At 29.3% G+C, this 14,610-nt stretch carries 13 protein-coding genes and 1 tRNA gene; 8 read left to right on the forward strand and 6 right to left on the reverse strand.

Translation table 11 applies throughout. From position 1 onward, the window contains the following. Positions 1 to 204 precede the first annotated feature (204 nt). The 6 genes from CQA53_RS01995 (at position 205) to CQA53_RS02020 (ending at position 7,557) form a co-directional block, all read left to right on the forward strand. A tRNA-Ile gene (locus tag CQA53_RS01995) sits at positions 205 to 281 on the forward strand. Positions 282 to 338: 57 nt separating this feature from the next. Continuing rightward, positions 339 to 698, forward strand: coding sequence for a YraN family protein (locus CQA53_RS02000; RefSeq protein WP_115542352.1), 360 nt, complete (start codon positions 339 to 341; stop codon positions 696 to 698). 349 nt (positions 699 to 1,047) lie between these two features. Beyond that, the gene (locus CQA53_RS02005) at positions 1,048 to 3,411 is read left to right on the forward strand and encodes a hypothetical protein (protein WP_115542353.1); all 2,364 of its coding nucleotides are present in this window, start codon (positions 1,048 to 1,050) and stop codon (positions 3,409 to 3,411) included. Continuing rightward, complete coding sequence (locus tag CQA53_RS02010; RefSeq protein WP_115542354.1) at positions 3,408 to 5,423, forward strand: hypothetical protein; 2,016 nt, start codon at positions 3,408 to 3,410, stop codon at positions 5,421 to 5,423. The genes CQA53_RS02005 and CQA53_RS02010 overlap by 4 nt, the downstream gene beginning before the upstream one ends. A gap of 467 nt (positions 5,424 to 5,890) precedes the next feature. Further along, the gene (locus CQA53_RS02015) at positions 5,891 to 7,051 is read left to right on the forward strand and encodes an FtsW/RodA/SpoVE family cell cycle protein (protein ID WP_115542355.1); all 1,161 of its coding nucleotides are present in this window, start codon (positions 5,891 to 5,893) and stop codon (positions 7,049 to 7,051) included. Between the two features lie 62 nt (positions 7,052 to 7,113). Continuing rightward, positions 7,114 to 7,557, forward strand: coding sequence for a dihydroneopterin aldolase (locus CQA53_RS02020; RefSeq protein WP_181882321.1), 444 nt, complete (start codon positions 7,114 to 7,116; stop codon positions 7,555 to 7,557). A 187-nt stretch (positions 7,558 to 7,744) separates the two neighbouring features. On the opposite strand, the gene CQA53_RS02025 is transcribed toward CQA53_RS02020, so the two are convergent. Together CQA53_RS02025 and recR are read right to left on the reverse strand one after the other, a co-directional pair. Then, positions 7,745 to 8,872 carry a shikimate dehydrogenase gene (locus CQA53_RS02025; RefSeq protein ID WP_147289985.1) on the reverse strand — a complete coding sequence of 376 codons (1,128 nt, stop codon included), beginning with the start codon at positions 8,870 to 8,872 and terminating at the stop codon, positions 7,745 to 7,747. A 19-nt stretch (positions 8,873 to 8,891) separates the two neighbouring features. Then, positions 8,892 to 9,473 carry a recombination mediator RecR gene (gene recR / locus CQA53_RS02030; RefSeq protein WP_115542358.1) on the reverse strand — a complete coding sequence of 194 codons (582 nt, stop codon included), beginning with the start codon at positions 9,471 to 9,473 and terminating at the stop codon, positions 8,892 to 8,894. An 89-nt stretch (positions 9,474 to 9,562) separates the two neighbouring features. On the opposite strand from recR, the gene dnaJ reads away from it, so the two are divergent. Both dnaJ and CQA53_RS12155 read left to right on the forward strand, forming a co-directional pair. Next, positions 9,563 to 10,684, forward strand: coding sequence for a molecular chaperone DnaJ (gene dnaJ / locus CQA53_RS02035; RefSeq protein WP_115542359.1), 1,122 nt, complete (start codon positions 9,563 to 9,565; stop codon positions 10,682 to 10,684). A 543-nt stretch (positions 10,685 to 11,227) separates the two neighbouring features. Then, positions 11,228 to 11,473 (forward strand): hypothetical protein, encoded by a 246-nt coding sequence (locus CQA53_RS12155; RefSeq protein ID WP_147289986.1) that lies wholly within the window; start codon positions 11,228 to 11,230, stop codon positions 11,471 to 11,473. A 96-nt stretch (positions 11,474 to 11,569) separates the two neighbouring features. Here CQA53_RS12155 and rnpA read toward each other — a convergent pair whose 3' ends face one another. The 4 genes from rnpA to CQA53_RS02055 form a co-directional block, all read right to left on the reverse strand. Continuing rightward, positions 11,570 to 12,220, reverse strand: coding sequence for a ribonuclease P protein component (rnpA, locus tag CQA53_RS02040; protein WP_245945580.1), 651 nt, complete (start codon positions 12,218 to 12,220; stop codon positions 11,570 to 11,572). Positions 12,221 to 12,393: 173 nt separating this feature from the next. Then, a complete protein-coding gene (locus CQA53_RS02045) occupies positions 12,394 to 13,152 on the reverse strand; it encodes a hypothetical protein (protein ID WP_115542360.1) in 759 nt (252 codons plus the stop codon). A gap of 2 nt (positions 13,153 to 13,154) precedes the next feature. Continuing rightward, positions 13,155 to 14,042: a hypothetical protein gene (locus CQA53_RS02050; RefSeq protein ID WP_115542361.1), complete on the reverse strand. Its 888-nt coding sequence runs from the start codon at positions 14,040 to 14,042 to the stop codon at positions 13,155 to 13,157. 364 nt (positions 14,043 to 14,406) lie between these two features. Continuing rightward, positions 14,407 to 14,610 carry a DUF4006 family protein gene (locus CQA53_RS02055; protein WP_115542362.1) on the reverse strand — a complete coding sequence of 68 codons (204 nt, stop codon included), beginning with the start codon at positions 14,608 to 14,610 and terminating at the stop codon, positions 14,407 to 14,409.

Raw genomic sequence — 14,610 nt, forward strand, 5'->3', positions numbered from 1 at the left:
CCCCTACTCTACGAAAGAATTTTATATTTTATGAAAAAAGCAAATAATATTCCACATCATATGATTATATAGCTAATCTATTTTTACTTTTCTATTAACATACTGATTTTAGATTTTTAAGATAATTATTAATTTTTTTCTATAAGTCTTTACATTATTAATTTTTTTTGTTACAATTACGAACTTTACATAAAACACAAATTAGGATCTTTAGCTCAGCTGGTTAGAGCGCTCGGCTCATAACCGAGTGGTCGTAGGTTCAAGTCCTACAAGATCCACCACTCGCTACACATTTCAAAACTCCTTAGTAATATCTAGCACTTATTTTTAGGCTTAACATGAAAAATGATTCACATATCAACAAGAAAAAAAATGCACGATATAAAGGCAATTATTATGAAAATATCGCATTACAATATATGATTGATTTAGGTTTTGTATTAATTAAAAAAAATTTTTATAGTCGTTATGGTGAAATTGATTTAATTATGCAAAAAGATAATATCCTACATTTTATTGAAGTCAAATCATCTTCGAGTTTTCATCCACTTTATAATATTACACATAAAAAACTTGAAAAACTTACAAAGACAATTCATGTTTTTTTAGAACAGCAAAATTCTACTGCACATTTTTGTCTTGATGCGATCAGCATCCACAACAATCAAATAGTATTTATAGAGAATATCACGCTCTAATTTTATTTGTATTGTGTTATGTTCATCTCTAAATATATCATTTTATACTTTTTAATCCTACTTTTGATTTGCCTATATATTCTTATTTTTTGATAATTATGATAATAAAATCGAGTGAATTTACAAAATCACGGGTATAATCTAAAATGACCGCAATAAACATTACCACATTAACTTTCTTATTTCATCCTAAAAACTTATAATCTACAACCATCAAAGAATAATAAAACCTTTATGTCACACAATAAAATCTCTTCAAAAAACATTGAGTTTAATAATTTTTTATTATGATTATTCCCCCCAACATTGTATAATATCAAATAATAAAATTTTGTATCAGGAATCACACATGAAAAATAAAAAAAAACAGAACAATCAACAAGATATAGAAATACTTAAAGATTTTTTAGAATTAGAAAATAAAGAACTCACTACCAAAATACAAACTTTTTTTCATCTCTTATATCTTAAATCTCCTGAGAATTTTATTATGACAGCAAATCCAATTACAATTTTAAAAAAACTCTATGAGGATGATAAGAATCTTAACATACATGAAATATGTGCCATCTTGCTAACTTGCAATATGCAAAATCTTGAAACATTTATGAAGATTCCGAGTTTTACAAAGATTTGTGCATTATTTTCACCAAATTTTTCACAACTTCCATCAAAATACCACCTTAATTACATTCAATGCTTACAAGCAAGTATTTTATTTTATCTTGATTCTAAAGCTATTAAAATAATCCTACGCCACATTAAAATTTTACGTGAGAGTGGCATCATCTCTTTTCATGATGAAAAATGTCTCGAAGTTGCTATGATTCCAGACAAAATGACTACACAAACAAACAAAAAGGAAAATACAAAAACCTATTCTTCATTTTTGCATGTAGATCTAAATAAAACACTTTTTAAGAATCAGCTAGTCAGTATTTTGCAAGCAAAAAAAATTCTAAAAACAACACAATGGGCAAAATCTTTGGTATTTTTGTGTGAGGAGGATTTTACTAAACACATCTGTATTGTTGGTGGAAAGAAAACAGGCAAATCAACTTTTTTAGCAACCTTATTGTATGATAATAAAAAAGATTCGCAACAAAAAATCCCTCTTGAAGCTATTGCACCTATTGAATATATTTATGGAAAAGATTCTCTTCATGTCTCATATATGCACTTTAATGATCTTAAGTCATTAGGGGAATCTCCAAATACAGAGGTTTCCACCTTAATCGAAAGATTGCAACAAGAGTTCCATAATTCTTTAAAACATGGAAGCGAAAAGGCACACCACAATACTTTCTATGAGGATTTTTATAGCAATGATAAAATTAAACTCGTTAATCATGTCAGCATTAGTTCCAAAAATAATCTTTTTAAATACGTAAATTTTATCAATACTCCATCATTGATTCCTCCAACTTTTAGACATTTACAAATTTATCATTATATTTTAAAAAGCAATATTGTATTTTATATGACACGAACAGATACTTTCTTGCAAAATTCAAGCGATATTAATAAAGAAGCAGAACTGATTGTTCGATTACTTATTAAAGAAAATATTGAGTTTATTTATGTCGTATGCACTCAAATGGATAAAATTAACTTAACACTCAAACGCCGACAAAATATTTATACTAAACTCAAAGCAAGTATTGAATCTCTGCTTAATTACCCCCTACATGAAAAACAAAGATTGCTAAAAAAACTTGTTTTTCATTGCATTGCAACAAATGCCGCCTACAATATTCGCAGTGGTAAAAATATTACCTCAGAAAGTAGTTTTGATATTACATCAAGTGGGATTTTAGAGCTTGAAAATGAGCTTTTTGAACATATCTTTCAATTACCACTTAAACATTATAATATTGAGATTCTTAAAAATGTTTTAAGTCTTTATAAGAAAAACTATTTTTTTTCTAAGCGATCAGAAGATACAGATATTAAAAAACAAATTAGCAATATTTCAGAATCTTATTACATGGAAGTTACACATGAAATTAATATATTGAAACAACACCTACAAACTATGTTACAAAAATTACCCACACAATATTCATCGTTTTATAGTTCCTTTACAAACTTACGTGATAATCTCTATTCGCAATTTATTCAATCTTTGAATTATGAAACAAAAACGAGAGCAAACTTTAATATTAAACGATTAAAAACTTCTACAATAGAAAGTATTATTGTGGGATTACAAGGACTATCCGAAATCCTACAAGAACATTTCTTAAGTCTGAATGAATTTCAAGCAATATTGAAAATACTTAATCCTAAAGATTCTCGTTCATTTGTTAAATTTAGTTATACACCAGAACATAAAAATATCCTTGAGATTCTTTTTACACATTTTCAAAAGATTATACATGAAAATCTCTTTGATGATAGTAATGCTATTGTAACTGAGCATTTATCAAATATATTTGACACTATTCTACCAAGTTCAATCAAAAAGAATGAAATACAGGAAGATTCTGTGGTAAAACCAATTCGTGAAAGTTTTGAATATTATTTTTTATTATTAGAACGAAATATAAATATGCTTTTCAACAAAAAAGTGCAACATTTTAGTTCGTATATCGAAATGGTTGAAATAATTCTAGAATCTATTTTTTTACATTATTACAAGGACTCAACAATGTATGAAGTCGATGAGTGTAAGAGTATTTTAAAAATCTTGGAAAATCGAGGTGAAGCATGAGTATTTTGGAACAATTCTTAAGTGAATATAATGAAATCTACTATAAAAATCTCAACAAGGATATTTCCGAAGATGTTTTTGGGGAAATTAGACAAGTAGAAAAAATTATGAATAGCCCTAAATTACACCCAACTCAAGAACTAAAAGGATTCTATAAATCTTTACACGAACAATATGAAGCACCAATTCGAGTTGCCTTAATTGGCAACACACCATTAAATAAAATCATTTTTATTAATGTATTACTAAAAGATTCTATAATCCCTCTCAACAATGCTTTAGCACAAAAAAAGTTTATTCTTAAGTTTTCCACCACAAATTCATTTGCAAGGGCATATTATAAACATACTATGATACCAATCAATATTCATACATTTGATTGCACACAATCCAATCTTGATGAAATTGAGTACTTTGAGATATTTGTTGCATCTGATATTTTGCGTCATATTGAAATTATCAAAGACTACGACAAGCTTGATAAAAATTCTTTATCATTGGTTAAAGATGTAGATTTGGTATTCTGGGTTTTGGAATTAAAAAATAAGATGAATTATCATGAAATTCTTAAAAAAATTATCAAAAAAAAGCCAACTTTTGCAATCCTTACACATATTAATAAAACATTTGAAGATAATGAACTACTTGAATTAATTTCCTTAACAGCAAAAAATCTTGATATAACTTATGGATTAAATGAAATATATGATATTGATTTATGGAATCTTTTTTATGAATATCGACTGAATGAAAAATTTATGTTTTTAAAAACTTTTGGGCTATTAAATAAACAAATTACTTCAATGAAAACAAAATCATTTGATAATGCAATATCTTGGCTAAAGAATGCGGAGGCTTCAATAGAATCTTTTTATATACAAAAAGAAGATTCTAAACAAATACCAATTCGTAATGATAAAACACAAGGTGATAAAATTCAAAACCTCGTTGAAAATATGGACAAAGCATCGCAGGTAGCAAAGCTAAAACGAGCGAAAATACTTTTAAAAGATGCTTCTGATAAGAATAAAATTATTGATTCCCATTATAAAATTCTCTTTAATCACTATAAATCTCTTGATAACGCATATCATAAAGCAAATTTGAAGCTGATTGCAAAAGTTGCACAAATTGATAATGAATACAATCATGATGTGTTAAAAACAATAGTGAAAAGTATAAAAAAATATCTTGATAGTATCGTAGATAGCATACTTGATAATGTTGAAACAATTAAGGTGCGTACACGACCAAGTAAACCAAATTTCTTTGATATATTAACAAATCGTTTAATTGTATATCAAAGTTTTCAGGTTAATCGAGATGGAATATTGCGTGAATTAGAAGATACACAAAGCCTTTTAGTACGGAAACATAAAAATCTTATAACACGAATTAATCGCTTTAATACATATATTGCACAAAGTGTAGAAGAAGGATTGCAAAATTTTAGTTCTGTGATTGAACAATGGATAAAGCAGGGTCATCATTTAGTATTGCAAAAGAAACCACCAATTATTAGTATGGATCGCTATTTTAGCCTCGAAGAGTTCAATCTAAGTGTATATACAAACTTTACAAAGAAGCATCATGAAATGATGTATGCATTTGTTGATGAGGTGCAATTAAAATTACTGACCATAACCGTATGGGTGCAAGCAACAAAAAAGATTCTGCTTGAGTATGTAATCCAAAAACTTGATAAGAAATTCCAAGATGATAAAGTGCTTGCGAAAATGATGAGAGCAAAAGAGATAAGACCATTAGATAGAGATTTCATTGTTGACTGCATCTTGGAAATACTGCCACCAGAGTGTCATGAACTTTTTTGTAGATTACCGCAATCCCAAATTCAATTCCAAGATATTCCTATGCACCTTACAAATGAAGCAAAAGAAAACGAAAAAATCATTCGTTATCGAGTTCGTGAAATTATGGATTTGCGTCAAACAATGAAAACTGCTACAAAACTACTTGATATGGCAATCTTAAACATTCAAAAACAAGAATAAAGAATGATTATTGCATGATTCTTTTTAACTCATTGATCTTATTAACAAAAGAATAAAAATACAACAAATTATTATACTTTACCTTTAAAAGATTCTAATTTTTTGAGTTCTTTATAGGAATTGCCGAGTAAATAATTAATATCTCAATATTTTAATATTTTCATCAATTTTTGGAATCTTTTTGACACTAAAGATCTATATTGATGGATTTACGCATATTTGCATTTTAAAATTTGTAATTTTTTCATTGTATTCTTATTTCTACTTATGACTTTTATATTCTTATTAAGATATTTTATTATATTAAAAGCAATTATGTCCATAAGAAAAATTATAAAATTACAAAGAAATAAGAATCTTTTTGGTTCTTTTGGGATATACTATTGATTTTATTTCAAAAGCAATAGTATATTCTCAATGAGAATTTTGATATAATAATGCTTTATTTTTGTTTCTAAGGTAGGACTTTGGCGGACACCAGATTGTTTTTTCTAGTAACAATTTTACTTGGTATTACAGTATGTATGAGCTATTCACTTTCATCTTATGCGGTTACTTACTATGGATATGGACATTTTCATTTTCTTTATCGTGAGTTATTTGCTAGTTGCTGTGGTATTTTACTTATGTGGGGCTTATCATATTTTCATATTGATAAATATCTTTTTAGCTTTGGTTTGGCATTGCTTTTAGTTTCTTTATCAATTATAGTAATTCTACCATTTTTACCCGATAGCTATGCTACAAGTGCCGGTGGAGCAAAGCGATGGTTACGATTACCACATATATCTTTGGCTCCATTAGAATTTTTTAAGATTGGATACATTACATTCATTGCATGGAGCTTTAGTCGGAAATTTGAGAAAGGAGACAAGCTTTCTTTTGTTGAACAGCTTTTTATTGTAATACCACATTTATTTGTATTTTTACTTATTTCGATCATTATTTCAACTCTGCAAAATGATTTAGGGCAGATTATTTTACTTGCCATTGTATTTATTATCTTACTCATGTGTGCTGGTGGTCGTTTTTCACTTTTCACAATGGCATTAGGTGTTGTATCTATCATGGGAACAATCCTCATTGTTATCAGCCCACATAGGATTAAAAGAGTTCGCGAATGGTGGATAAATATTGAAAGCATTATTCATTCATATTCACCAAATTTTTCATTACTAGGTGATAGTTTAGATATTGGTGGCCAGGTGCAAAATGCAACCTACGCATTTCATCATGGAGGATATTTTGGTGTTGGCATTGGTGAAAGTCTAGTAAAACTTGGATATTTAGGAGAAGTGCATACTGATATGGTCCTTGCTGGAATTAGTGAAGAACTTGGTATTTTTGGACTTGGTGCATGTGTATGTTTATTTTTTTTAATTTTATTTAGAATCTTTAAAATTGCTTATCGCTTACAAACAAATTTTTATCATCTTTTCTGTATTGGTATCGCAAGTCTGTTGGGCTTTAGTTTTATCATCAATGCATTTGGCGAAACAGGTATTATTCCAATTAAAGGTATGGCTGTGCCATTTTTAAGTTATGGAGGCAGCAATCTCATTTCCTCTTGCATAGCAATTGGACTTGTTTTATCATTATCAAAAAGAGTTGATTGGATAAAACAATAAATTTCAATTACCAGCATCAAATAGTGTGAATGAAGAGGATATAAATGATGCAAAGGAATAAAATGATAATAGAGATAAAAAACTTATCATTGCAAGCTATTATTGGTATTTTACCTCATGAACGAAAGCAAGAACAAAATATTATAGTAGATTCTAAAATTTGGTATAATTGCACTTTAACAAGAGAAAAAGATAGATATACAAACAACAGATCAATACAAGACAATACAATAAGTGGAACAGAAATGCCCCAATACCACAATGTTTCTCAACAAGATTTTCTAGATTACACGATTGTTATCAACCACATTAAAAACATGTTAATACAAAATAAATATGGCTTGATCGAAGTCGCATTACACGAGATTCTCCATAAATCTTTTGTGCAATTTGATAAAATTTATAAAATGACACTCAGAATCACAAAGCCGGATATTTATCAAGATTGTGTTGTAAGCGTTACACAAAGCCGCAATCGTAAGCAGTTTGAAAATTTACAAAAATAATATATTTTACTTAGAATCCTATACAAAATATATTGAAATTTGAGACTCCAATAAACTTATCATTTTATTCATCACTCAAATAGTAGAATTTCCAATAAGTTTCATCATTTTATATTTTTTATTTATTCTTCTAAGAATAAAAATATCCAACATTAAATAGTTTGATTATATGAAATGAAATAATACTTTAACAAATTCCAAGTGCTTCATTCATAAGGGAAATAATATCTTGCAATGAAATGAGTGTTTGCTTAGAATCTAACAAATGAGAATCTTCCGATGAACTTTTGGTAGAAATTTTATCATGAAAATCATTGCAAACTTGCAAAGAATCTGTATGGAAATCCAATCTATGAAAATATTGGAACGCAATAGCTGCTTGATATACAAGCATATTTTTTCCATCAAGAAATTTTTTGTTACAATCTTTCGCAAATGTACAAAATGTGGTTAAACCATCTTGTTGATACATAAGATCAAACGCTAAAGTTGATTGCCCCAATAAAACACGCAATATGTCTTTGGGTAATGGGAGATTATGAGTTATTCCAGCACTTGTTGCATTCACAATAACATCATATTGAGGCACATTGTTTTTATTATTATTTTGCGAATTTCTTACTTCATCAATCAGTGTTGCGAAGCTCTTTGTTTCTGCATACCGTTGAAAAAAATCAAGCTTTTCCACACTGCGATTTGCAACACAAAATGGAATCTTATAATGTGATAAGATTATAGCAATGCTTTTTGCACTACCCCCAGCCCCAAGCAAAAGCACCTTTTTTGGCTTATAAGATTCTATACAAAGATAGAATCCTTCTGCATCGGTGTTATATCCTATGAGATTTTCTCCTTCTCTTACAAGAGTATTAACTGCTTGTATTTCTTTTGCAATCCCGCGAACTTCTGTGGCTGCTTCATATGCAATCTCTTTAAATGGGAGTGTAATATTAATCCCATCTAAATCACTCTGCAATAAAAAATCTCGTAATCCTTGAGAATCTAAAGAAAGGGGAAGTGCGAAATGTGTATAAAATGCGATTGGATTCAAGGGAAATTCACTATATGTATTATCATATAGTTCATTGTATTGCGTATGCGTATGTTTGTTTGCAATTTGATTATATTGTTTTTCGTAACTTACATAAAAATCATATTGTTTGAGATATTTTGTGAGATTCTTTATGGCATAATTATGAATTTTTGGTGAAAGTGAATGAGTAATCGGATTACCTATTACTCCAAAAAGTCTTGGTGCTATACTAAATTTCTGTGTAGCTGAAGAGATTTCTTGTAAATCTTGAGAATGTTGCATAGAATCTCCAAATTTTATATTATGTGCCAACTCTTGAGTTAAAAGCTCTTGCAAGAGAAAAATGATCAATATTATCAAGACTTACATTTGAAGGCACACCCTGTGCTATCTTACTAAATTGTAACCCCAAATGCTCTAATTTTTCTTGGATAAACATAATGAGTACATCACTTTCAAGAGAAGGCATAAATGCAAAAATAACCTCCTTAATATCTTCGTGCTGAATCCTCTCAATCAAATGTGTAAAATCACAACTATGATAATCCTCCACAACACAATAAACGCCCTGAAATTCCCCAATATCCTCAATCAAAAATACATCCTTTGGGTGTGCTACAATGCAGAGTGTGCCATTTTTCCTATCTAAATCAAGACAAATATGACAAATCTCACCATGACTAAGTGCACCACAAATTCTACACTTTTGTATCTCTACAATACAGTCATGTATAGCCTGTGAAATTTGTAAGCCAAGAGGGGCATTTTCAACAGCAAGAATATATGCCATTCTCTTAGCACTCTTTTTGCCAATGGTTGGGATTTTTTCTAATGCTTGCACAAGAGTATCAAAAGAAAATAATTGTTTCTGATAGTTTTTCATGGCGATGATTCTAGCAAAAATACACAAAGTTTTGGTAAAATTGTCTTTTTTTTTATATAATTTTGAGAATTTATTTGAGGAGAAAAGTTTTGGCTTCATTTGATATAGATTATTATGAAATCTTAGAAGTGCAGAGAGACGCAGATAACGAAACAATTAAAAAATCTTTTAGAAAGCTTGCATTAAAATATCATCCTGATAGAAATCCAAATGATCAAGAAGCAGAAGAAAATTTTAAACGCATTAATGAAGCTTACGAAGTTCTAAGTAACTCACAAAAACGAGCAATTTATGATAAATATGGCAAAGATGGGTTACAATCACAAGGGTTTTCACAACCAAGTGGTGGTTTTGGGGATATATTTAGTAGCATTTTTGAAGATTTTTTTGGTGGAGGAAACACTCAAGAAGAACACTATGCTTTCGACCCAGATTATATTTTACGTCTCAATATTAGTTTTAAAGAAGCAGTTTTTGGCTGTAAAAAAAATATCAAAACAAAATATAAAAGTTATTGTAGAACCTGCAATGGAACTGGAGCAAAAGATGGTAAAATGCAGGATTGCAAAAAATGTAATGGACGTGGTAGGATAGTAATCCAACAATCTATTATGCAAATGCAAGTAGCGTGTCCTGATTGTGCTGGAAGCGGAAAGATTGTTGCTGAAAAATGCACAAAATGTCACGGAAATTGTTATGAAAATCACGAAGAAACAATTGAACTTACCATTAAGGCAGGTATTGACAATGGTAACCAACTTGTCTATCGTGGCAAAGGAAATGAAGTAAAAGAGGGATTACGTGGAGATTTATATTTTAAAGTTGTTGTTGCTCCAGATGAACATTTTGTGCGACATGGCAATGATTTATATTTAGAAGTTCCTGTATTTTTTACTACGATTGTATTAGGTGGTAGACTTGAGATTCCAACATTAAATGGACAAGTTGAGCTAAATATCCCACCAAATACGCAACATGGACATCAATTCATCTTTGCGAATGAAGGTGTTCCTGATTTAAATAGCACGAGAAAAGGTCGCCTCATTGCTCAAATTAGCATTACTTATCCAAAAAGTTTAACAGAAGAGCAGCGAAATCTCATTGTAAAACTTCAAGAAAGTTTTGGTGAAACAAGTAAACCATATAAAAGTTTTATCGATAGTTGTTTTGAAAAAGTAAAAAACTGGGTAAAAGATAAAATGTCTCAATAATCCAAATAAGATTCTAGAAACATTTTTCCTTTAGTATTTCATGTTTTATTTAGAAAATGAAATCTTTTACAGAGAATAATCTAATATAAAAAATATTTTTACTTTTCAGAGAAACTAACTTTCAAGCATAAGTTATAAAAAGTAACAAAAATTTCTTATAAAATAGATAATCTTTTATTCTGCTCTATTGTAGTGATTTTGATATAATTTTTATGTTGTTCAATCCTCTACATTGTTATATTTTATACTCAAAGTTTCTTCTCTTGCATACCCTACCCCTACCATACTTAATCGCTTCTAACTCTCGCCACCTCTCTGAGCCAGTTTAACTATCACAAGGGCATAATCTACGTTTTCCTTTGCTTTTACCTTTAGAATTGGTGAAAAACTCTTCGCCACCCAAGGCATATAGCCTACTTCGCACACACTCAGAGACACAATCAGCTGGCAGACAAAGACAAGTCCAATCAAAATCTTGACTTCTAAGATATACTAATACCTCCGCAGTCGCTTTTGCTACGCCTAGATATTAGGGGCAGGGTATTGGGTATATCCATAAAGCTGTATCGTATGTTCTTTGTCCATATACAAGCTCCCTGCACTGCCTACGAAAAGGAGTTTTATGTGCAGAAGGGATTGAAAAATCTCACTCAAATGCACGATATGCTTCAAATGAAGCTCAAGATTCTGCCATCCTACAATACGTCAATGACGACATCGAGGAAGCAAAACCCATTAAACACAAAATCTATGCTCAAATCCCACCCAAAGTCGATACAGCCTCAATGAATGGGGAAGTATGTATTAAACTATGTATGAGAAACATAGTTTAAGTGAATAAATCATAAACTTGATTCATTCTATATAATCCCCTATTATTTTTATTCATGGTTGGATTCTATATTTTTTATTCCATGTGTTTATAAGTTTATTAACTACATAATTTATATGCTGTTTTAGATTATCAAAACTAAGTTCAAGGATTTCCTTGCGACACACAAAAACGAATGCAAAATTATTAGTCTCACATTCTTTTACGAAATCTCGCATAATGGCTTTAATCCGACGACGCAAGAGGTTACGTTTGCATGCCTTTGCTACCTTTTTATTAATACTAAAACCTAATAGCATATCAGCACATATTTGACGATTATATCTCTTTTTATTCTTAAGATGAGTAAGGAAATCATATAAAGATATAGCATGAATTGTCATAAAATCTTTGTGAAAACGCATACCATGTGTAAAAACAAGATTAAATTCATAGGAATTTTTTAAATGCTCAATATTACATCGTGAAAGATTATCAAAAGAATGTATTTTATCTTTTAATATCCCATTTACTGATAAATCTTTATTTTTTTTTCGGGTATAATAGTTTGTAATATTTCTTTTTTTTACATTATCTTTCTGCACATTTTTATACCTCAATTGCTTATTATTATGAGATTCTGAAACACGAATAGTTTTTACACTACATAACAAAGTTACATGACTTTTATTTTGAATAGAATGGTTAGAACTTTTAGAATCCAAAATATATTACCTTTTATATGAACTGAAACTGAGATACTATAATACACTTATTTTTAGAATATAAAAAATAGAAAGAAATAATATAAATATACATGACTTAGCGACAAACTATCTTCTTATTTATAATTAGATTCAACTCGAATACTTCAAGAGAATCTCATTTAGTGTAACTCTCATTGACCATTTTCTATAATACTTACATTATCATTAAAAATCCAACGTGAAAATACTACTAATGGCTTCTGTGATTCTAATAGCTCTTCTTGCTCATTTTGATAAATATTGATATGTAACTTATGCGAAGATTCTTGCAAGATATTTTGCGTTGATTTGGCTGTTTTATTCATTGAATTCGCAGATTCTGAGTTGTTAAAAGTATTTTTTAATGTAATCTTAAAATAAGCCTGATAATACCCACGTAATGGAAATGAAAACTCATCTGACTTATAAATATTCTCAGAATCTAAGGACATAGGAATCGTTATAATATCCATCTTTTTGTTACCCGGAACAAGACGAACAATTTCCAACAAAATAGATTCTATCTGGGGTTTTGTGTTGTCACGGCTTATTTCATTTTCATGAAACAATAAATATAGTCTATCATTTCCATGTAATCTCTCTTGCTCTAATGGAATATCTCTCGGCACAGAACTATCGTAATATGGACTTTTTAATATATTTTCTTTTTCTACTAATGGAATCTTATTTATCCCAATATATGGAGTATAAAATTGTTCAAACTCATTTTGCTGCGAGAGGATTGCATTTACTTGAATATTCATATTTGTTTTACTTAAATTATATGGTTGATCTGTATCAATACTTTGCATGGTTGAAATTTTTATACTAATACTAATAAGCACAATACCTAATAAAATTATAAGCAAAATGCTAATAGACCATAAATTATTTTTCTCTGTTTGAGACATATTTATCCCCCTTTTTTAAGCTTAGTAAAAAATCCATTACTTACTAGCACAAATAATCCGATCATAATAAAAAGCATGATATAAATAATAACCTTTGTCGCCTCACTTGGTCTTTCCATAGGTTTTGGAGCATCTAACTCTACATTATAATACTCTGCTATCGTATGTGCTAAGGCTAAATAAAGATTAGACAAACCTTCATTCACACCATCACGATACTTAACGCTATCTAAAGCTTCTGCGGGAAGATATGGATATGCATATTCCTCAAGGAGTTTTTCATTCTTAATAAAATCTTTATTGCTTTGAATCGTAATTGCATGATCATTATAAAACAAGAAAATCACTGCATAGTCTCCATCTAAATGAGATATAAATTGTTGCTCATATTCTCGCCTTTTTTGATATTTTTTCTGTGGTGAATCATGTATTAGCGAAGATTCCGTTATTTTAGGAAAATCTTTATCTAAGCTGTTATCTGAATCTAGAATTGGTTGCTTAACAATATGGATATAAAGTTGTAGTTTTGTCTTATTGTAGATTTGATCTGAAATCATTTTCACAGATAATAAAGCATCGTGAGATAAAAGATCAATATCACCAGTAAGATATCTAGTCTGTATAACACTATCTTGTAGATTTTTTTCATTATACTGTAATTCCATCGTGTTATCCACAACATTAGAATCTGTTTGTAGGACAATTTGCTGAATAGGTGGAGATTCTTTTAAAAAATACTCTTTATTGGGTATAAAAGATTCCGAAGTATGAATAGTGATATTAGAAGATTCTGCTGTATATGGTACAGTAAAAGTATCTTCTTGGTAAAAATTATATCCAAATATACAATCAAATAAACTAAAGAATAAAAATACAATAAACTGTAACATCAAAACCTTATCCTAATCGATATTCTCGAATACTTCATGATTATATTGACCTTATATTTTTTATATTAATGCATTCATGATCTTGCAAAATAAAATATCAGCACGATATACAAATATTGCACAAAAATATAACCTCTTCAAGTCAATACAATAACTAAAACTTCAATTATATCATAAAATGTAGTCTTTAAACAAAATATTCAAAGACTAGAAATTTTAAAGCTCAGATTCGGTTATTATCCTCTTAAACTGCATGTAGATATTGATAGGGAGAAAGCGTTAGAACAATTGTCAATAATGCAATTCCAACAAGAACGATAGCAACAAATTTTTCAAGTCCTGTAAATTTCATATTATCTCCTTTTTATTTTGAAAGTGATTTAAACGCATCATGATTTGCAGAATCATTTTTATTCAAACTGCTTGCATCAATTTGATAAAAAGTTGTCGCAGTATCTTTTTGCACACGAATAGCATTATATCCTGTAACAACAGCTGCTCCAACAACAATCAAAACTGCAAGTAAAAAGCCAACCAAACTATTTAAAATATTAATAAGTGCTTGCAT

The sequence above is a fragment of the Helicobacter didelphidarum genome, assembly GCF_003364195.1.
GTDB lineage: Bacteria > Campylobacterota > Campylobacteria > Campylobacterales > Helicobacteraceae > Helicobacter_A > Helicobacter_A didelphidarum.